General features: G+C 53.7%; 17 protein-coding genes and 1 pseudogene. 9 read left to right on the plus strand and 9 right to left on the minus strand.

The window, feature by feature from the left end; genetic code table 11:
- The first annotated feature begins 334 nt into the window (after window positions 1-334).
- On the plus strand, window positions 335-2,011 hold the full coding sequence (locus R6T97_RS13920) for a hypothetical protein (protein ID WP_410349898.1): 1,677 nt from the start codon (window positions 335-337) through the stop codon (window positions 2,009-2,011).
- A 31-nt stretch (window positions 2,012-2,042) separates the two neighbouring features.
- Complete coding sequence (locus R6T97_RS13925; RefSeq protein ID WP_410349899.1) at window positions 2,043-2,942, plus strand: hypothetical protein; 900 nt, start codon at window positions 2,043-2,045, stop codon at window positions 2,940-2,942.
- A 253-nt stretch (window positions 2,943-3,195) separates the two neighbouring features.
- Here R6T97_RS13925 and R6T97_RS13930 read toward each other — a convergent pair whose 3' ends face one another.
- Window positions 3,196-3,558: a hypothetical protein gene (locus R6T97_RS13930; RefSeq protein WP_410349900.1), complete on the minus strand. Its 363-nt coding sequence runs from the start codon at window positions 3,556-3,558 to the stop codon at window positions 3,196-3,198.
- Window positions 3,559-3,835: 277 nt separating this feature from the next.
- Between R6T97_RS13930 and R6T97_RS13935 the strand changes: the two genes are divergently transcribed.
- Both R6T97_RS13935 and R6T97_RS13940 read left to right on the plus strand, forming a co-directional pair.
- On the plus strand, window positions 3,836-5,413 hold the full coding sequence (locus R6T97_RS13935; protein WP_410349901.1) for a DUF5928 domain-containing protein: 1,578 nt from the start codon (window positions 3,836-3,838) through the stop codon (window positions 5,411-5,413).
- Between the two features lie 8 nt (window positions 5,414-5,421).
- Entirely contained in the window at window positions 5,422-5,784 is a 363-nt protein-coding gene (locus tag R6T97_RS13940; RefSeq protein ID WP_410349902.1) for an HIT domain-containing protein, read from the plus strand.
- 17 nt (window positions 5,785-5,801) lie between these two features.
- On the opposite strand, the gene R6T97_RS13945 is transcribed toward R6T97_RS13940, so the two are convergent.
- Window positions 5,802-6,731, minus strand: coding sequence for an ABC transporter ATP-binding protein (locus R6T97_RS13945; RefSeq protein ID WP_410349903.1), 930 nt, complete (start codon window positions 6,729-6,731; stop codon window positions 5,802-5,804).
- An 87-nt stretch (window positions 6,732-6,818) separates the two neighbouring features.
- On the opposite strand from R6T97_RS13945, the gene R6T97_RS13950 reads away from it, so the two are divergent.
- The 3 genes from R6T97_RS13950 to polA all read left to right on the plus strand — a co-directional run bounded on the left by R6T97_RS13950 (window position 6,819) and on the right by polA (window position 10,872).
- On the plus strand, window positions 6,819-6,998 hold the full coding sequence (locus R6T97_RS13950) for a zinc-finger domain-containing protein (protein ID WP_410349904.1): 180 nt from the start codon (window positions 6,819-6,821) through the stop codon (window positions 6,996-6,998).
- A gap of 99 nt (window positions 6,999-7,097) precedes the next feature.
- The gene (locus tag R6T97_RS13955) at window positions 7,098-8,009 is read left to right on the plus strand and encodes a pirin family protein (protein WP_410349905.1); all 912 of its coding nucleotides are present in this window, start codon (window positions 7,098-7,100) and stop codon (window positions 8,007-8,009) included.
- 52 nt (window positions 8,010-8,061) lie between these two features.
- Entirely contained in the window at window positions 8,062-10,872 is a 2,811-nt protein-coding gene (gene polA / locus R6T97_RS13960; protein WP_410349906.1) for a DNA polymerase I, read from the plus strand.
- Between the two features lie 51 nt (window positions 10,873-10,923).
- Here polA and R6T97_RS13965 read toward each other — a convergent pair whose 3' ends face one another.
- The 5 genes from R6T97_RS13965 to R6T97_RS13985 all read right to left on the minus strand — a co-directional run bounded on the left by R6T97_RS13965 (window position 10,924) and on the right by R6T97_RS13985 (window position 16,305).
- On the minus strand, window positions 10,924-11,391 hold the full coding sequence (locus R6T97_RS13965) for an Hsp20 family protein (RefSeq protein ID WP_410349907.1): 468 nt from the start codon (window positions 11,389-11,391) through the stop codon (window positions 10,924-10,926).
- 131 nt (window positions 11,392-11,522) lie between these two features.
- On the minus strand, window positions 11,523-12,332 hold the full coding sequence (locus R6T97_RS13970; protein WP_410349908.1) for a trypsin-like serine peptidase: 810 nt from the start codon (window positions 12,330-12,332) through the stop codon (window positions 11,523-11,525).
- Between the two features lie 54 nt (window positions 12,333-12,386).
- The gene (gene glcF, locus R6T97_RS13975; protein WP_410349909.1) at window positions 12,387-13,706 is read right to left on the minus strand and encodes a glycolate oxidase subunit GlcF; all 1,320 of its coding nucleotides are present in this window, start codon (window positions 13,704-13,706) and stop codon (window positions 12,387-12,389) included.
- Window positions 13,706-14,809 (minus strand): FAD-binding protein, encoded by a 1,104-nt coding sequence (locus R6T97_RS13980; protein ID WP_410349910.1) that lies wholly within the window; start codon window positions 14,807-14,809, stop codon window positions 13,706-13,708. The genes glcF and R6T97_RS13980 overlap by 1 nt, the downstream gene beginning before the upstream one ends.
- Before the next feature lie 62 nt (window positions 14,810-14,871).
- The gene (locus R6T97_RS13985; RefSeq protein ID WP_410349911.1) at window positions 14,872-16,305 is read right to left on the minus strand and encodes an FAD-linked oxidase C-terminal domain-containing protein; all 1,434 of its coding nucleotides are present in this window, start codon (window positions 16,303-16,305) and stop codon (window positions 14,872-14,874) included.
- Window positions 16,306-16,398: 93 nt separating this feature from the next.
- On the opposite strand from R6T97_RS13985, the gene R6T97_RS13990 reads away from it, so the two are divergent.
- Window positions 16,399-17,097, plus strand: coding sequence for a DUF599 domain-containing protein (locus tag R6T97_RS13990; RefSeq protein WP_410349912.1), 699 nt, complete (start codon window positions 16,399-16,401; stop codon window positions 17,095-17,097).
- Window positions 17,094-17,432 carry a hypothetical protein gene (locus tag R6T97_RS13995; RefSeq protein WP_410349913.1) on the plus strand — a complete coding sequence of 113 codons (339 nt, stop codon included), beginning with the start codon at window positions 17,094-17,096 and terminating at the stop codon, window positions 17,430-17,432. Before R6T97_RS13990 ends, R6T97_RS13995 begins: the two co-directional genes overlap by 4 nt.
- A 3-nt stretch (window positions 17,433-17,435) precedes the next feature.
- Here R6T97_RS13995 and R6T97_RS14000 read toward each other — a convergent pair whose 3' ends face one another.
- A complete protein-coding gene (locus R6T97_RS14000) occupies window positions 17,436-18,356 on the minus strand; it encodes an endonuclease (protein ID WP_410349914.1) in 921 nt (306 codons plus the stop codon).
- Window positions 18,357-18,360: 4 nt separating this feature from the next.
- Window positions 18,361-19,501: pseudogene (locus R6T97_RS14005) on the minus strand (hypothetical protein); the annotation flags it as partial.

Raw genomic sequence — 19,501 nt, forward strand, 5'->3', positions numbered from 1 at the left:
GCTAACGGCAGTTCCACCAGTTATTGTTTATCTTGCAGGGGTAAGAAATTTTGCTGATGTTTTGTCATTTGCAGGGAACACCGGTAATTTAATGGCATTTATTATTCTTCCAGTGTTGATCTGGATTATAAGACGTTTCCTTAAATAGAGGAGGAAAAGCAAGAGGGTTAACATCGAAAGATTACTGGATAATGGAATTCAAATTATTCAAATATACGTATCTTTTTGATATTTTCCTAAGTACAATTTTTCTAGGGTATTACTATTCAAGATTTTAAAAATAATAAGGTTAAATTTAAAATAATAAATCACCCATAATATAATTAAAGATATTATGAAAAAAATTGTGAATCTATTATTTGTGTTCATTCTATTCTTAACAACTTTAACTATTGCCAGTCCCCTAGAAAACAATTATGATAACAATATACCAGAACCTCCGATTATAAATGGACCAGATCAAATCAAGATCAACACAGAAGAAATATTTACTTTTTCAACTACAGATGAAGATGACGATGAACTGTATTATCTCATTGAATGGGGTGATGGAACATATGGCGATAATACAGATTACTCATCGGTAAAAATTGCTCCTCCCTCATCTGGTGGGATGTATATTGGTCAGTATGAATGGATGCCTGGCGATATTGAAACCTTTGAAGAAGCAATTGATAGAAAAGTAGCCTGGTTTTCACCGTATGGCATTATGGAATATGATGCAGATGGTTACCCGGTTTTCAATGTTGAAAATGCTGAGAGGAGTTGGAAGGAAGGAAAAATTGTTTTAGTTCATGCTATTGAAGCAGATCCAGATCCCAAGGAAGGATATGCAGAAGGAGCTTTTACGATTGATAATCTGTGCAAAGGAGTCTATGATAAATATCTTGAACGATTAGCAGATCAATTCGCTGCTTTTGGTAAACCAATGTTTTTTCATACTGCCCGAGAACCATTAGGCATTGGAGTTGATTATATGGGAGGATTTGGACCGTTTGGAGATAAATCAACTTCTTGGGCAATAGAGAGTAAAAGAGCATATGATGAATTTGATCCATCTAGTTTCCCTCATCCAGAACTTTACTATGATTTAGGTGATCCAGCCGTAAGCGATGGTATTGAACGTTTGATCGCAGCACAACGATATTACCATCATTTCTTTATTACTCAAAAAGAACTTGATTTTCTCACTTTTGATACCATGGGATGGGTATGTATGAGTCCTGAGATGCTTGAATCTGAGATTAATGAATATATCAATCGAACGGGTCATGATGAAGACTATGCGAGAGGTCTTTATCAGAACAGTTATAATTTTTCCAATTTTTATCCGGGTGATGAATATGTTGATTGGGTGAGCATCAATTATTATGGGAATGATTGGAGAATTATGGGCGTAAGGATCCCAACTCCTATTGAGTATTATCTTACTGGTTTGGATTACGCCATGAAAAACATTCGACTCGTAGCCTCAGATAAACCCGTGTTCTTTTTAGAATTTGGTTTTGCTGATGGAATGCGAAAGGATTCATCGTATGCTGCCCAAAAACTCACTGCAACATTTGAACGAATCATTAGTGATTACCCAGAGATCCATGGGTTTTCCATGTGGTCTTATTCTCCGTTTTGGGGATGGTATTGGCCATTTGATTGTTTGATTCGACCTGGTACTGCACAAGCAAATGCGCTGATAAATATTATGAATGAACACCCTGATTTGTTTCATAGTAATGTAGTCTTTTCTGATGGATCAGTCATTCCTTCTGCTTTGAATGGTTCTAATCGTTGGATAGGTCCATTTGATTCAGGTGAAGATGTTTCATTAAGTAATATGTGGTTTGAAGAAGAAACAATAGAAATTCGGGTGAAAGCAAGAGATGAACATGGTGCTGAAACGGAATTTGTGACCATGCCTGTAACTGTTCCAAAAAAACAATTTCATCCGTTTTTTGATCTTATCGCTGAATACTTACCAAACCTATATACAAAATTATTAGAATTAATGAATTAGAAGAATTATAAGATATTAGAATAGTGAAAATATGAACAAGAAAATGATTAGTATTATACTTATGATGCTTTTAATTGCCATCTCGTTTTCAGGGTGCTTCTTTCTTCAACCTAAAGGTCGACTAAGTGGCACAGTACTCTTTATACATTCATCACCCTCTGTTCAAGATTGGTTGGAGGAACCAAAGAAAACTTTTGTACAAGCATATTTCATGTTTCCCACTGATTTTGCAAGTGACATTATTTTTGGCATTGATCAAGAATTCATCGAAGGTGTTGATGATCCCATTCGTTTCCCAGGAGCAGACTGGATGGCATTGGTCGGATTAACCAGAACAGGTATGCTTAATATTCCTGTTGGAACAGACGAATCTTTGAATGGTACTCCCAGTGATGCATCTGTTTGGGAAATTATTGATTTAGATATAAAATTGCAACCAAATACCTGGTACTTAATGAGAGAAACTGCAGATTTTCAATCACGACGATTTGAATCATTCACGCTCACTGGTCCCAACGTGAATATCACGATTGATTTAAGTCAGTATTATGTTGATTATCCTAATTATATTCCAATTGATAATCGTTCATTGACCTATTATGTGTATGCAATCCGGATGTCTCCCTACGTTCAACCCGGTAGCACAAGTATTTATTTTGATGATGTGACCGCAGGAATAGAAACAAATGATGGATACGAGATAATACTCTTTGAAGGATTTGAATTACAAAAAGACATACCTGATCTACCAATTACCTTGCCTGTAACACCATTATCTGATATCCAGGAATTGTATTGGTATAAGGAAAATGAGGATGCAATGGTACAAATTACTGGTAATACTGTGCGTTCTGGTGAGTATTCCTGTTTATGTAATGCAACTCTTGATGGGCTTGGAAGAATGAAGATGATAAAATATCTTATGGGTTAAATTTTTTCCTGGGAATAAACAAAGATGTTTCTTAGCAATTTCTTCCTCAGATTACATAAATATTATAAAGAAAAATGAAATCAGGGTTTTAAAGATTAGTTTTAAATCTCTTTTTTGGCATCAAAGAAATAAATAAAACTCAAAATTGTTGATGAACTCATCGGAGAAATCAGTTTTTTGTTCAGTATATTTGATTGGCATACATCACAAACCCAACAGATCACTTTTTTAAAATATCCGGATACATTCCTGTTTAACCAGTTTGATCTCCTTGTAATTGATCAATTTCATCAAGGATATCTCCAAGTTGTTCAATGCTCTCTGCGTAACCTGAAAAATCACCTTGTTGAAGCAATACTGTCGCCTCATCATAGATATCTATCGCCTGAGCGATTAACTCCTGAAGATCTCCCTCAATAGGTGGTTGATCATCAGGGATGGTTTCATTGATCTCCTCAGAAAAAACCGCTTGCAAAGACGTATTCAAATCATTTCGCATTGCCAATCGATCACCATAAGCAACAATCACTCGTTTCAGCTGAGGAATTGAACTGTTTCCGGAGGCTCTTAGATAAATCGGTTCGACATACAACAATGATTCATCAATAGGAATCACCAGTAAATTCCCCCGGATCACTCGTGACCCAGATTGGCTCCACAATGTCATCCGCTGCGAAATCTCTGTGTCTTGATCAATCCGATGGTCGAGCAGGCACATTTGGGTACCACACGATAGACCACGCTTTCGCTTTGGGTCATCCAAGTTCCGGGAAACTGCGCCAAGGGTGCTCTCCTGCCAATCCTCGTTCCTTTCAAAGCAAAGAAACCCTGTCACTTCAATGTCTGTTCGCGTTATGACAGCTTTGAACGCAATAAGGATCACTTGAATACTGATGGCACGTGTCGCTTTTGTCCTGCTTTGTCACAAAAACCCGGCTGTGATCATTCAGCAGGCGCAACAGTTGACGGCGGCAGGCGATTACATCGCGATCCATTTTGATGCGTCTGCTTCGACGCACGAATATCGCGCGGTTCGGGCGGCACTCGCCGATAATCCAAATGTCACTTTCGCCAGCCGCCGCGTCAAATGCGGTTGGGGTGAATGGAGCCTTGTCCAGGCGACCCTACACGCATTGGAGGCCGCCGTCAGCGCCTTCCCGCGCGCCACGCACTTCTATATGGTGTCGGGCGACTGCATGCCGATCAAATCTGCGGAATTTGCGCATCGTCTGCTTGATGAAAATGATGTGGATTACATCGAAAGCCATGATTTCTTTGAAAGCAACTGGATCAAGACGGGTTTTCGCGAGGAACGTCTGATTTACCGCCATTTCTTCAACGAGCGCACACAGCCGCGCCGGTTCTATACCGCGCTTGAATTGCAAAAGCGCTTCGGGATGACCCGCAAGATCCCCGACGATTTGCAGATCATGATTGGCAGCCAGTGGTGGTGCCTGCGCCGCCAGACAATCGAGACGGTGCTGGAGTTCGCCTATGCCCGCCGCGATGTGATGCGCTTTTTTCGCACGACCTGGATTCCGGACGAAACGTTCTTTCAAACGCTGGTGCGCCACCTTGTGCCGTCCCGCGAGATCGAGAACCGGACCCTTACGTTTTTGATGTTCACTGACTATGGTATGCCGGTGACCTTTTATAACGATCACTATGATTTGCTGCTGGGCCAGGGGTCTTTGTTTGCGCGCAAGATCAGCGCGGAGGCCGAGGATTTGCGCACACGGCTTGGTGCGCTTTATGCAAGCGATCAAATGGATTTTGTGATCTCGGATGAGGGGCGCAATCTGTTCGCGTTCCTGACCGGTCGTGGCCGGATCGGTCGCCGTTTTGCCCCGCGGTTCTGGGAAAATGAAACGACGCTGGGCCGTAACCGCGAGTTGATGATCATCGCCTGCAAGAAATGGCACGTTGCCAAGCGGTTGGTCGCCGCAATCCGGCACCACACGAATGTTCCTGCTCTTGAGTATCTCTTCAACGAAGAAGATACGCACCTGCCTGATCTGGGTGGCATCGAAAGCGCGCTGCAAAAGCGCGGTCGGCACCGGCGGGCCTTGATCCGGATGCTGTTCGATCACTACGACAGCGACAGATTGGTGATGTGTCTTGATACATCGAGCCTTGATCTGATGACGGACTTTTTTGCGGATCGGGCAACGGTCCGGATGCTCGAGATCGAATGCAGCTTTGATGACGACTATCTGGTGGGCCATGCGATGCGCGTTGGGCTGGCCGGTCCGCAGACGAGCAAGGCGACGCTGGCGCGGCTTTTGCCAACGATCCGCCATGATATGATCTATGAACGCGATGCGATCCGGGATGCCAAGTTCGCCCATACGACCCGGATCAAGGAAACCGCCACGACTGACGAGAACGCCCATGCCATTGCGCAATTCCTGAGCGTGTCGCCTGATGTGGCCCGCACACTCGCTGATACCCCCCATCTTTTTGTTGACTGAGGTCCCCTATGGAATACGACTACGACGACCAGAACATCTTTGCCAAAATCCTGCGCGGAGAGATCCCCAACAAGACCGTCTATGAAAACGACCATGCGCTGGCTTTCGAAGACATTGCACCGCAAGCGCCCGTGCATGTACTGGTGATCCCGAAGGGCCCTTATGTGAGCCTTGATCATTTTGCGCGCGATGCGTCGGCAGCCGAACACCATGGTTTCATGCAGGCCATTGCCGAAGTGTGCCGGATCACCGATGTCGAGAAAGGATTTCGCGGCATATCAAATACCCGTAAGCATGGTATTCAGGATGTGCCGCATTATCACATGCACATTCTGGGTGGGCGTCAGCTGGAGCGGATGTTGTCTGACTGATCGTCCAAGGTCTTATCTCAATGTGAGGACGTCAGCGACAAGAACACGTCTTCGAGGTTGGTTTCCTGTGTCGTGACGTCTTTGATCGTGATCCCTGCGTCCCTGACCAATGACAGGATTTGGTCGGCAGGGGTCACGCCGCTATGGTACGTGAAGGTAAGTGTCCCGTTGGCTTTTTTTCGTCCGGTAATCGTGTCGGGCAAAGCGGGCAGATCAGCGTCGGTTGCAGGGGTAATGACAAGCGTCTTGCTGTCCAGTCGCCCAAGCAGGTTCGTAGTGCTGTCCTTGATGATGACTTCGCCATGGTTGATGATTGCGATATCGTCACACATTTCCTCGGCCTCTTCGAGGTAGTGGGTCGTGAGAATGATCGTCATGCCGTCTTCGTTCAGCCTGCGCACATTCTGCCACAGCATGTTGCGCAGTTCGATATCGACGCCTGCGGTCGGTTCGTCCAGCACAAGGATTTGTGGCGAATGGACCAGCGCCTTGCCCAGCAAGAGCCTGCGTCGCATCCCGCCCGACAATGAGCGTGCATAGGCGTTTGCCTTGTCGGTCAGTCCGATCAGGTCGAGGATTTCCGCGGTCTTCCGTTGGCTTTTGGGCACGCCGTAGAGCCCTGCTTGCACGTCCAGTGACCCTGCGGGTGTAAAGAACGGGTCAAGATGTGGTTCTTGTGGCATGACCCCGATAGCGGCCCGTGATTGCCGCGGGTTCTTGTCCTGATCGAAGCCCCAGATTTTCACGCTGCCTTCGGTCTTGACCACTAGCCCCGCCAGAATGTTGATCAGGGTTGACTTGCCCGCCCCGTTCGGCCCCAAAAGCCCGAAGATCGCGCCGCGCGGAATGTTCAGGTCGATCCCCTTGAGCGCCTCTTTGGCAGGGCTGCGCCCGGTTGCCGCATAGGTTTTTTTCAATCCCTTAATTTCTATTGCATTGTCGGTCATGCCGTCTTTCCCCCGTGCCGCGCCTGCGGTATGTCTGATGCAGACTTAAGGCGGGGCGCGCCCCGCGGCAACCAGATGAGAGTAATCATGTCCACACCTGCACCCGAGACCCGCATTGTACATGAGTGGCGTGTCGCCTGTGACGGTGGTGAAGGCGCGCTGGGCCATCCGCGAGTCTGGCTGCAAATCCCCAAAGAGCAGGGCTGGATCGAATGCCCTTACTGCGATGCCAAGCTGGTGCATAAAGACTTTGAAGGCAAAGTCTGAACCTATCCGCCAGTCCTGCACAGAACCTGTTCGCGGTTGGGCGTTTTAGCCGTAGGTATCCCGCTCTATATGTCTTCTTGAGATATCAAGGAGCATCCCATGACCTTCCGTCCTGTCACCCAAACAACCCGTGCCCAACCTACAATGGAAGGTGCAGGCGTGCATTTGCACCGCGTCTTTGGCTTTGGCGATCCGGCCGAGAGCGACCCTTTCCTGCTGCTGGACGATTTTCGCAATGATGAGCCCGCGCATTACGAGCGCGGTTTTCCGTGGCACCCGCACCGCGGCATCGAGACGATTACCTATGTGCTTGAGGGCGAAGTCGAGCACGGTGATTCCCTAGGCAATCACGGTGTTCTCGGTGCGGGGTCGGTGCAATGGATGACATCCGGTTCCGGCATCCTGCATCAGGAAATGCCCAAAGGGAACGCCGCAGGCCAGATGCATGGCTTTCAATTGTGGGCGAACCTGCCGTCATCCCTGAAAATGACCGCGCCGCGTTATCAGGACATTGCGGGCAATGATGTGCCGGAAATCATTGATGATGACGGCACACGGGTAAAGATCATCACAGGCAATTTCTGGGGCAAGGCGGGCCCTGTGGATGGGATCGCGGCGGACCCGCTTTATCTGGATGTGTCCGTTGCGCCCAACATGCGCAAGACATTGCCGGTCGATACGCGCGCCAACGCCTTTGCCTATGTCTTTGCCGGTGCTGGCCGCTTTGTCGATGCCGCCGATCCGGTGGGTGTGCGCGTCGAGAAAGAGGTCGCGGGCCAGGAACTGAACATCCGCGACATGACCGGCAACAGGACATTGGTGCGCTTTGGCAATGGCGACGATGTGACCGTGCAGGCAGGGCCGAATGGTGTGCGTTTTCTGCTGGTGGCAGGCCGCCCCATTCAGGAACCTGTCGCATGGCACGGCCCAATCGTAATGAACACGCAGATGGAATTACAGCAGGCGATGAAAGACTTGCGGAACGGCACCTTCATTCAGGCCGCCCACTAGACCCCCATGCCCCCCGCGTATAGGAGTCGGGGAAGCTTCTAGGGGGACCGACATGACGTTTGGAAAAGGCTGTCACCTGCATCTGATCGACGGATCGGCATTCATCTTTCGCGCCTATCACGCACTGCCACCATTGACCCGCAAGTCGGATGGATTGCCCGTGGGTGCGGTCAGTGGATTTGTGAACATGCTCCAGCGTTATGTTGACGGCAATAATGGCGAGAACGCCGCCACCCATGTGGCGGTGATCTTTGACAAGGGCAGCCATACATTCCGCAATGACATGTACGACCAGTACAAGGCCAACCGCGAAGCGATGCCAGAGGACCTGCGCCCGCAAATCCCGCTGACCCGTGTGGCGACCAAGGCCTTCAACATCGCCTGCGAGGAAATGGAAGGCTTCGAGGCGGATGACATCATTGCGACCCTTGCCCATCAGGCCCGAGACGCCGGAGGGCGTGTCACGATCGTATCGTCTGACAAGGACCTGATGCAATTGGTCGGTGAAGGCGTCGAAATGCTTGACCCGATGAAGAACAAGCGCATTGACGCGGATGGCGTGATCGAGAAATTCGGCGTGACACCGGACCGCGTGGTGGATGTGCAGGCGCTGGCCGGTGACAGCGTAGACAACGTGCCGGGTGCGCCGGGCATCGGGATCAAGACCGCCGCCTTGCTGATCAATGAATTCGGTGATCTGGAAACCCTTTTGGATCGCGCCGAGGAAATCAAGCAACCCAAACGCCGCCAGACCCTGATCGACCATCGCGCACAGATCGAGCTATCCAAGAAACTGGTGCAACTGGATTGTGATATGACGCTGGACTTCAGTTTGGATGATCTGGAAGTCCGCGATCCTGACCCGGAGGTGCTGATGGGGTTCCTGTCCGAGATGGAATTCCGGACAGCCACCAAACGGATCGCGGAAAAACTGGGGATTGAGCCCCCGGTAATAGAGTCAGCAGCGCCCGCCAAGACCCAGGTTGCCGGCCCTGAACAGGTGGGTTTCGACCCTGACACCTATGAGTGTGTGCGCGATGCCGCCGCCTTGCAGATCTGGATCAACCGTATTCGCGAGCGCGGCTATGTCGCCGTCGATACCGAAACGACCGGACTGAACGAGATGATTGCCGATCTGGTCGGTATCTCGCTTTGCGTTGAGGCTGGGCAGGCCTGCTACATTCCGCTGACCCATAAATCGGCTGCTTCGGATGATCTTTTCGGATCGGATGACATGGCCGATGGCCAGATGGATTTTGACGCATGCCTGTTGATGCTCAAGCCGCTGCTAGAAGACCCCGCGATCATCAAGATCGGTCAGAACATGAAGTATGACACCAAGATCTTCGCGCGTCTGGATATCACTGTCGCACCGATTGATGACACGATGCTGATGTCTTACGCGATGAACGCGGGCAAGCATAATCACGGCATGGATACGCTGTCTGAGCGATATTTGGATCACACGCCTATTCCGATCAAACCATTGTTGGGAAGCGGGAAATCCGCAATCACCTTTGATCGCGTGCCAGTCGATGAGGCTGTGAAATACGCCGCTGAAGACGCTGATATCACGTTGCGCCTGTGGCAGCAGTTCAAGCCGCAACTGCATGTGAACCGTGTCACCACTGTATATGAAACGATGGAACGGCCCCTCGTGCCTGTGCTGGCGCAGATGGAGCGTAACGGGATCAAGGTGGACCGCGATACCCTGAGCCGGATGTCAAATGCCTTTGCCCAGAAAATGGCCGGACTGGAGGCCGAAATTCAGGAGATGGCGGGGCGGCCTTTCAACGTGGGATCACCAAAGCAACTGGGCGAAATCCTGTTTGATGAAATGGGGCTGGCAATGCCCGATGGCAAAAAGCCATCAACCGGCAAGACGGGCGCCTATTCGACGGGGGCCGACGTGTTGGAAGACCTTGCCACGATCCACGATCTGCCGCGCCGTATTCTGGATTGGCGGCAGCTATCCAAGCTCAAATCAACCTATACCGATGCCTTGCAAGAACACATCAATGCCGAAACAGGCCGTGTGCATACTTCTTATTCCATTGCGGGTGCCAACACAGGGCGCTTGGCGTCCACCGACCCGAACCTGCAAAATATCCCTATCCGGTCCGAAGAAGGGCGACGTATCCGTGAGGCGTTTGTCGCAGAACCCGGAAAAGTCATTGTCAGCCTCGACTATTCCCAGATCGAGCTGCGTATTCTGGCGCATATCGCGCAGATTGATGCGCTGAAGCAGGCGTTTTTGGACGGGATCGACATTCACGCCATGACAGCCTCGGAAATGTTCGATGTGCCGTTGGATGAGATGACACCGGATGTGCGCAGACAGGCCAAGGCGATCAACTTCGGTGTGATTTACGGTATCTCGGGCTTTGGCCTTGCCCGCAATCTACGCATTCCGCGCGGCGAGGCACAGGGATTCATCGACCGCTATTTCGACCGCTTCCCCGGTATCCGCAAATACATGGATGACACCGTCGCCTTCGCCAAAGAGCAGGGGTATGTGCAGACGCTCTTTGGTCGCAGGATCAACACACCCGAGATAAACGCCAAAGGCCCGCAGGCGGGCTTTGCCAAACGCGCGGCGATTAATGCGCCGATTCAGGGGACGGCGGCAGATGTGATCCGGCGGGCGATGATCCGGATGCCGGCAGCGATTGATGGGCTGCCCGCGAAAATGCTGCTACAGGTCCACGATGAATTGATTTTCGAGGTCAATGAAGAAGCGGCGGACGATTTGATCAATGCTGCGCGCGACGTCATGGAAAACGCCAGCGATCCTGCGGTGAAGTTGGATGTGAAACTGGCAGTCGACGCAGGGCGGGGCGCAAACTGGGCCGAGGCGCATTAAAAAACGCACCACCTCGAAAGGTGGCGCGCCTTCGATACTTAGGTCATCAGCTTAGTTAACCGATTTCGCCTCGACCAGATTGGCATCTTTCTTGCGGTCTGACGTAATCTGGATCCGGCGCGGCTTCAGCGCCTCTGGCACTTCGCGCGCGAGGTCGATGTGCAGCATCCCGTTTTCATGGGCGGCACCTGTGACGCGGACGTGATCGGCCAGATGGAAGCGCCGCTCGAACGCGCGGGTGGCGATGCCGCGGTGCAGGTAGTTACGCTCTTTTTCTTCGGCTGCCTTGCGGCCCGTCACAAGAAGCGCACGGTCCTTGACCTCGATCGCGAGGTCATCATCGGAAAAACCGGCCACGGCAATTGAAATGCGCCATGCATCATCATCGGTCTTTTCGATATTGTATGGGGGGTAGGTGTTCTGGCCGACGTCGCTGGTAAGGGCGCGATCCATAAGATCGGCGATCTGGTCAAAGCCAACAGTGGCACGGTACAGTGGTGTCAGATCAAATGCACGCATTTGGGTCATCCTTTTCTTAAGCGATAACAATGTTATGGCCTTCCCGCAGGGGACAAGCCGAGTGACAGGGACCCGTAATCGGCATCCCCATAACTGTTATTTGGGCGTGTCAGACCGCGCTTTCAAGAGGATCAGGGACGGATGAACTTTGCACCGGTATCATTGCGTTCATCAGCGTTGATCAGCCGTTGCGTGCCGCCGGGCCGGGCCGGACCAAGCGTTGCAAAATGGCTGAGTAGCGCATTCAAGGGCCCCTCGAGCGAGGTCCCGAGCGCCACCTTTTGTCCGTTGATATGGGCCATTGCCGACACGACCGATGCAATGCGTGTCTCGCCATTGTCCATCATGAACACCGGTGATCCGCTCGACCCGTATTCGACATCGCAGGTCATGACGATCACACCGGTTTGCCGACCCAGAACGTCGCAGACCTGTTGCAAGCTGGCGGCTTCTTCACGTCCGCGGCCATATGATACAACGCCGACCTGATCGCCCGTGATCGGGCGCTGGGCAATCCGGTAAGGTTGCATACGCGTGTTGCGAATAGGGCGATCCAGTTCCAGAACAGCGATATCAATGGCGACTTCGCGCGCATTTGTCGCTTGGCCGGTGTGAACATAGTCAGGGTGTGCCACGGTGCGGGTGATCAACCGCGTCGTCTGCGCCTGTCCAGAGCGCAATCCGGCCTGAAATGTAAAGCGGTCCGGCGCGACCATGGACCCGTCGATATCGTAAAGGCAATGCGCCGCCGTAAGGATCAACCTGTCCTGGATAAGCGCCGCAGTGCAAAACCCCTTGCCGCGAATATCAAGCCTGCCAACGGCCTCCCAGCCTTGGCTGTCCTGCCTTGTTTCAAGCGTCACCAAACCGGTCTGTTGTGCATGTGCAGCCAGCGCAAAGCCACCCGCGAGGATCGCCGATATCAAGAGCTTTCGTATCATCACTATCCGCTTCATCCCTTCAGTTTCGCCGAGAGTTGGGGCAGCATTATGACACTAGCGCAAAATCGGAATTTGCGGCTCCCGTTTGCCCGGTGCGGTCAGGGCCGGTGGCTGCGGCCCGCCGGTTGCCCAATCCAAGAGTTCGACCGTATGCACAATCGGTACCTCCGTACCGGCACCGATCTGCATCATGCAGCCGATGTTCCCGGCCGCGATGATATCGGGTGTCAGTGCCTCAAGCGTTTGAACCTTGCGCGCTTTCAGTTGTTTCGAGATTTCAGGCTGCATCAGGTTATACGTACCAGCCGACCCGCAGCACAGATGGCTGTCAGCCGGTTCCAATACGGTGAACCCTGCCTTTTTCAGCAGGTCCTTAGGGTAGGTCTTGATCTGCTGGCCGTGCTGCAAAGAGCAGGCCGCGTGATAGGCCACTGCCGTAGCCTTGCCTTCTCCCTCTGGCATGTCGAGCTTCATCAGTATTTCGGACACATCCATCGCGATAGCCGAAACGCGTGCCGCATCCTCGGCCAGCGCATGATTGCGGAACATATGCCCATAGTCCTTCACCGTCGTCCCGCAGCCCGAGGTATTGATGACGATGGCATCCAGCCCTTCGCTATCCATTTCCCTGGTCCACGCGCGGATGTTTTTGGCCGCCGTCGCATGGCTTTCATCTTCTTTGCCCATATGATGGGTCAGCGCACCGCAGCAGCCTGCGCCTTCCGCCACCACAACCTCGGCACCCAGACGGGTCAGCAGGCGGATGGTCGCGTCGTTGATATCCGTGTTCAGCGCCCTTTGCGCACAACCTGTCATCAGCGCCACACGCATCTTCTTGTCTGTGGCCTGAAAGGTCTGTGGGTCGTCATTGCGGCTGACGGGCGGGATTATCTTTGGTGCCATTTCCAGCATCGCCCGCAGGCGGGCATCGGGCATCAGGCGCGCAAAGGGGCGGCCCATCTTGGCACCTAGCAAGGCTACGCGAAACCGCATCGGATAGGGCAGGATACGCGCCAGAATCCAGCGCAAGGCGCGGTCTGACCATGGGCGGTCGTAGTTCTTTTCGATATAGGCGCGCGCATGGTCGACCAGGTGCATGTAGTGCACGCCGGAAGGACAGGTCGTCATGCAGGCAAGGCAGGACAGGCAGCGGTCGATGTGCTTGACCGTCTTTGCATCCGGCTTGCGCTCGTTTTCGAGCATGTCCTTGATCAGGTAAATCCGCCCGCGCGGACTGTCGAGTTCATCGCCCAAAATTTGATAAGTCGGGCATGTCGCGGTACAAAAACCGCAATGAACGCAGGATCGCAGAATTTCGTTTGACCGCTTGATAGCCGGATCGGTCAGCTGTTCTGGGGTAAAGGTTGTTTGCATCAGCACATGATCCCGGAATTAAGAATGCCACGTGGGTCGAATTTGGCACGCAGGCCATCGGTGATCGCGGCCAGAGCAGGGGCTTCGGGGTGGAAGGTGGGAGCATCGACGCTTCCGCGGATCAATGTCGCGTGCCCGTCAAAGTCACCCAACGCGGCGCGCAAGTCGCGCCCCGCATCGGCAAGCACCCAGATCAGACCACCGCCCCAGTCGTATTGCACCGTGGTGGCGTCCAACTTTGCCACAAGTTCCGGGGCTTGGGACGGTTTTGCAGAGATGCGCCAGACGTTTCCAGGCTGGTCGGCAAATGCGGTGACGTCGCGCACGGCCGCCCATTCCGCCCCGTCGCCCGTTGTGAAATCAGCACCCCCGTAAGGTTTCAACAGGTCCTGCAACTTGCCTGCGCGGTATTTCACCGAAGCCTCAAAGCCTTCGATCCGCAGCATCGTGACAGGATCACCGGAAGGGCCTTTGGGCAAATGTGCGGCGGCGGTCGCCTCGAACGGCGAACCAAGTGCGGCAGACAGTGCCTGGACTGCTTGGCGGTCGGTCAGCCCGTGCAGACGCAGGGTGCCTGTGGTTTCGACATCGGGTAGCACCTTGAGCGAGACTTCGGTCAGGACACCCAAGGTGCCATAGGACCCCGCCATCAGCTTGACCAGATCATAGCCGGTCACGTTTTTCATCACGCGACCACCGTTCTTGATGATTGTGCCGTGTCCGTCAACGAACCGCACACCCAGCATGAAATCCCGACAGGCACCGACGGAAATGCGGCGTGGACCCGATACATTGGCTGCGGCCATGCCGCCCAAGGTTGGATCACCCGTGGTCCCGAGCAGGAAACGGTGGTCCATGGGTTCAAAGGCAAGGCGCTGGTTCTCGGCGGAGAGCACCTTTTCAATCTCTGCAATCGGCGTACCGGCGCCCGCCACAATCGTCAGTGCACCGGGTTCATAAAGGCTGATGCCGCTGAGCGCCGCTGTGCAGACTTCATCGCCCTCCACGTGACCAATAGAGCGCGTGCCGCCGCCTTTGATCCGCAGGGGGCCATTGGCCCCGGCTATCATCTGGGCCAGTTCTGCTTCTGTCGTGGGCGTCATGCTGATCTTCTTATGTTCAAAAATACCTCGGGGGAGCCCCGAACGGGGCGGGGGCAGAGCCCCTATGCCGCGCGCCTCGTTTCCGACGCATTCAGCGGGAACACCTTGGCGGCATTCAGCAACCATGCCGGATCAAAGATATCCTTGATCGCCATCTGAGCCTCAAGGTCGGCGGGATCGTATTGGACGTTCATCAGATCACGCTTTTCAATGCCCACGCCATGTTCGCCTGTCAGACAACCGCCGACCTCGACACACAGCTTCAGGATCTCGGCGCCGAATTCTTCGCAAAGCTCCAGATCGCCGGGTTTATTGGCGTCAAACAGGATCAGCGGGTGCATGTTGCCATCGCCTGCGTGGAATACATTGCCCACATCGAGGCCGAATTTCTTGGACATTTCGCCAATGCGCTTCAGAACGAAGGGCAAGGACGAAACGGGGATCGTGCCATCAAGACACATGTAGTCGTTGATCTGGCCCATCGCACCGAAGGCCGATTTGCGACCCAGCCAGATGCGCCCTGCCTCGTCCGCGTCCTTGGCTTCGCGTAGTTCAACGGGGTTGTGTTTGGCCGCAATGTCCATGATCAGCTTCAACTGCGCATCGATCTCTGCGTCCGAACCTTCGACCTCGACGATCAAAAGCGCCTCGCACATCGGATAGCCTGCCTTGGCGAAAGCCTCGGTCGCTTCGATACAAGGGCGGTCCATGAATTCGATCGCCACCGGCAGGATGCCCGCCTTGATGATATCGGTCACGACCTGACCGGCCACCTCGGAACTTTCATAGCCCATCAGAACGGGGCGTGCGCCTTCGGGCTTGTGCAGAATGCGCAAGGTCGCTTCGGTGACAACGCCAAGCTGGCCTTCAGAGCCGCAGATCACGCCCAAAATATCCAGTCCGCCGGCATCCAGATGCGCGCCGCCGATCTCGACGACGGTGCCGTCCATCAGAACCATGGTGACACCCATCAGGTTGTTGGTGGTCACGCCGTATTTCAGGCAATGCGCCCCGCCCGAATTCATCGCGATATTGCCAGCAATGGCGCAGGCCAACTGGCTGGAGGGGTCAGGCGCGTAGAAGTACCCGTTGGTCTCGACCGCGCCGGTCACCGACAAATTTGTGCGTCCCGACTGCACCCGAATATAACGATCATCGTAATTCGTTTCGATCACGTCATTCATCTTGGCCACACCAAGGATCACGCTGTCAGCCGTCGGAAGCGCCCCACCGGCAAGCGAGGTGCCGGACCCGCGCGGCACCACGGGGACGCCCATTTCGTGACAAATGCGCAGGACGTCCGACACTTCTTTGGTGTTGGCCGGTAGTACGGCGCAAAGTGGCGGACATTTATAAGCGGTCAGCGCGTCGCATTCATAGGCATGCGTTTCACGCTCGTCCGAGATTACCGCTTCGCGCGGGAGGATTTCACAAAGGCGCGCTACGATCTGTGCCTTGCGTGACAGAACGCTGGCGTCTGGTACTGGCATTTCCATGTGGCGACTCCTCCCTGACTGGTCTATTGGTAAAAATATATTACCAATTTTGCGATATGGCAAGTCTCAACTGAAAAGAGTACAGAGTGGTCCATGGAAATACTTGATCATATGGCGCTTTTGGGTCCGCTTGACTGGGCTGCCGCAGGCGCAATCATCGCCGCCTGGTTTGTTATCGGCTGGATGATTGAACACCCGGGGGCAAAGCGTCCCTCTGTGACGGTTCTCATGTCAGGGCGTCGGCGCGACTGGATGAAGGTCTTTGTGACGCGTGATCCGCGTATTTTCGACAGTCAGATCTTGGCGAGCCTACGGCAGGGTACATCGTTCTTTGCATCGACCTGTCTACTGGCCGTTGGTGGTGTGCTGGCGCTTGCCGGCAACACAGAGCCCTTGCGCGGCGTTGCGGTCGAAATGACGGAAATGGCTGTGCCTGTACTGGTTTTTCAACTCAAGCTCGCATTGGTGGCGGTGTTCCTGACAAACGCTTTCCTCAAATTTGTTTGGGCCAACCGCGTCTTCGGCTATTGCGCCGTCCTGATGGCCGCAGTGCCGAATGACCCCGAGGACCCGACTGCTTATCCTCTTGCCGCGCAGGCGGCAGAGTTGAACATCAGGGCTGCAATCAATTTCAATCGCGGTTTGCGTGCGATGTATTTTGCCTTGGGTGCGCTTGCATGGCTTTTGGGCCCGTTCGCATTGATGATTGCAACCGCCGTGGTGGTCTGGGTGGTTTGGTCACGGGAATTTGCATCACTCCCGCGCAGTATTCTGCTAGGGGATGATGCATGAAATATGCGCTTGCCATTGCATTTTTGGCTGGGCCCGCTTTTGCAGATGCCCCTGTTGTTGAAAACGTCACCGTGAACGGCGACCGTTTCAGCGTGACGCTGTCCCATCCCGATACGGGCTGGGACCATTATGCAGACGGATGGGAGGTGCTGGATGCAGACGGCAACAGCCTTGGCGTCCGCAAATTGCTGCACCCCCATGTAACTGAACAGCCCTTCACAAGATCCTTGTCCGGTGTGGTGGTGCCTGAGGGCGCCGCGGTTGTCTATGTGCGCGCCCGCTGCAATGTGGATGGCTGGTCGGATGCCCTGTTCGAGGTCCGGCTGGGCGAGTGAATCTTATTTTCCAACGCCCATCCGGTAATCGGCCACCACCGGATAATGATCCGTCGGCCATTCGCCGTTGAATTTTTGCCGCAGTACGATGGGTGGGCCTGCCAGCGCTGCGTCACCCACACTGGCGATATGGTCAATTGCGCCGAACAGGTTGATCCCGCGATTGAAATGGTAAGTCGCGCCTTCGACAGGCGCAAATGACAGGCCGGTTTCGGCCAGAATATCAATCACGGGGTCGCCAATACGTGCGTTGATATCGCCAACGACAAAGAGTGTTTCACCTGAAGCGATCCAAGGGCGGATCCGGTCTGTGACAAGTTTAACCGATTGAACGCGGTTTGACCGGCTGGCGTAGTCTGTATGGACGTTTATAACACGGAAGGCTTGCCCGGTGTCCTGATCGCGGAATTGCGCCCAGGATGCGAACGCAGGATATGAGCCATCATATGTGCGCGAATAGATGACATCGGGCGTGTTCGAGAAAAAGAACCAGCCCTGATCCAGCAGGTCGAGCCGATCTGACCGGTAAAGAATGGGTTGTGTCGATGGAAATTCTGCCGGATCACCTGTGGCGGCTGCGGCGTAACCGGGATTGCGCGAAAGTAGCCAGTCAAGTTTGAGGTTCACTTCGCTGGCATCTCCGCGCGCAAAACTCTCCATCTCTTGAAATGCGATGACGTCGGCAGCGACAGCCTTGAAAGCCTGATCCAACGGGATTTTCCGCCGGTCCCAGTCCCCGACGGACCACGCGCCGTTTTCACGACCCAAAATGATGTAATGCACATTATAGGTCGCAATGCGCAGCGTTTCTGCAGATGGGGCGGGCAAGGGCCTATTGTCCGAATGCCTTATCACCTGGCAGCCCAGCAGGGTTGCTAGCACCACTAGGGTCGCGCCAATCGCCTTGAAAACAGTACGGAGCATCGCCCTAGCGGCGTCCTTCGCGCAGCCAGGCACCAACCATCAGAAGCGAGGCGAGTAGCAGGAACGCCCATGCAGGCAGTAGCGGGTTGATGTTGATCTCGGCGGTGCGGAATGCATCGCGCGGTGTGATCCCGATCCAGCCACGTCCGGCGGCGGGCCGTCCTTCGCGTACTGTCCGAATGTCGATATCGCCTGCAGATATCGGAAAGACACCGCCACGTGTGCCTTCGACCAGCGGGTCCAGCAATTCACTGCCTGCGATAGTCTGCTCGAATTCCCGCGGCGCTGCGGGGCCAAGTGCGATCACGGCCTCTTCGTCGCCGTCATCCAGCTGGTAAAGGCCTATTTCCGGCGCCTCCCACAGCGTTTCGAACCGACCGGGAGATACTTCTTCCAAACGCAGTGTCGTTTCAGTGCCATCGGGATGGGTGACCATCACATCGCCGGTATCCAATGCCAGTGTGCGCCGGATAATCCGCATTGTCTGGCCTGTGGGCTCAACCCAAAGCGCCTCTTCCTCAAGCTCGGGTTCTTTCATCATCCAGTGGGCCAGTCGTCGCAGCAGTTCCAACTGTGGCCCGCCGCCCTCGTAGCCGCGGTCCCAGAGCCACGAATGGTCCGATGCGATCAGCGAGACGCGGCCTTCGCCAACACGGTTCAGGGTCAGCAGAGGGCGATCATCAAGGCCGGACATGACGGTCATCGCGTCCTGTGGAACCAAGACGTCGACCAAACGGAACCAGCGCCCCCAACCGGGGCCTTCCCCGTCAGGGTTGGGTGAAAGCAGATCGAGCCCCTCAGTCACGGGGTGGCGGTCGCCAAGGTCGGTGATTTGCGGCACGAAGGCTTGTTCAAAGACCCGTGCTGTCGGCGCACCGGGCAGAATTTGACCCAAGGGCGAGCGATAGATGCTTTCGGCGGACCCGTATTCTGGCCCGGATGAGATCAGCACCGCCCCCCCCTGTTCCACATAAGAGCGGATATTTTCAAGATAGGCGCTGGGCAGGATCCCGCGGCGGCGATAGCGGTCAAAGATGATCAAATCGAAGTCATGAATTTTTTCGAGAAACAACTCGCGTGTGGGGAAGGCGATCAGGGACAGTTCGTTGACCGGCACACCGTCCTGCTTTTCAGGCGGGCGCAGG

This window comes from Yoonia sp., assembly GCF_046498525.1.
Classification (GTDB): domain Bacteria; phylum Pseudomonadota; class Alphaproteobacteria; order Rhodobacterales; family Rhodobacteraceae; genus Yoonia.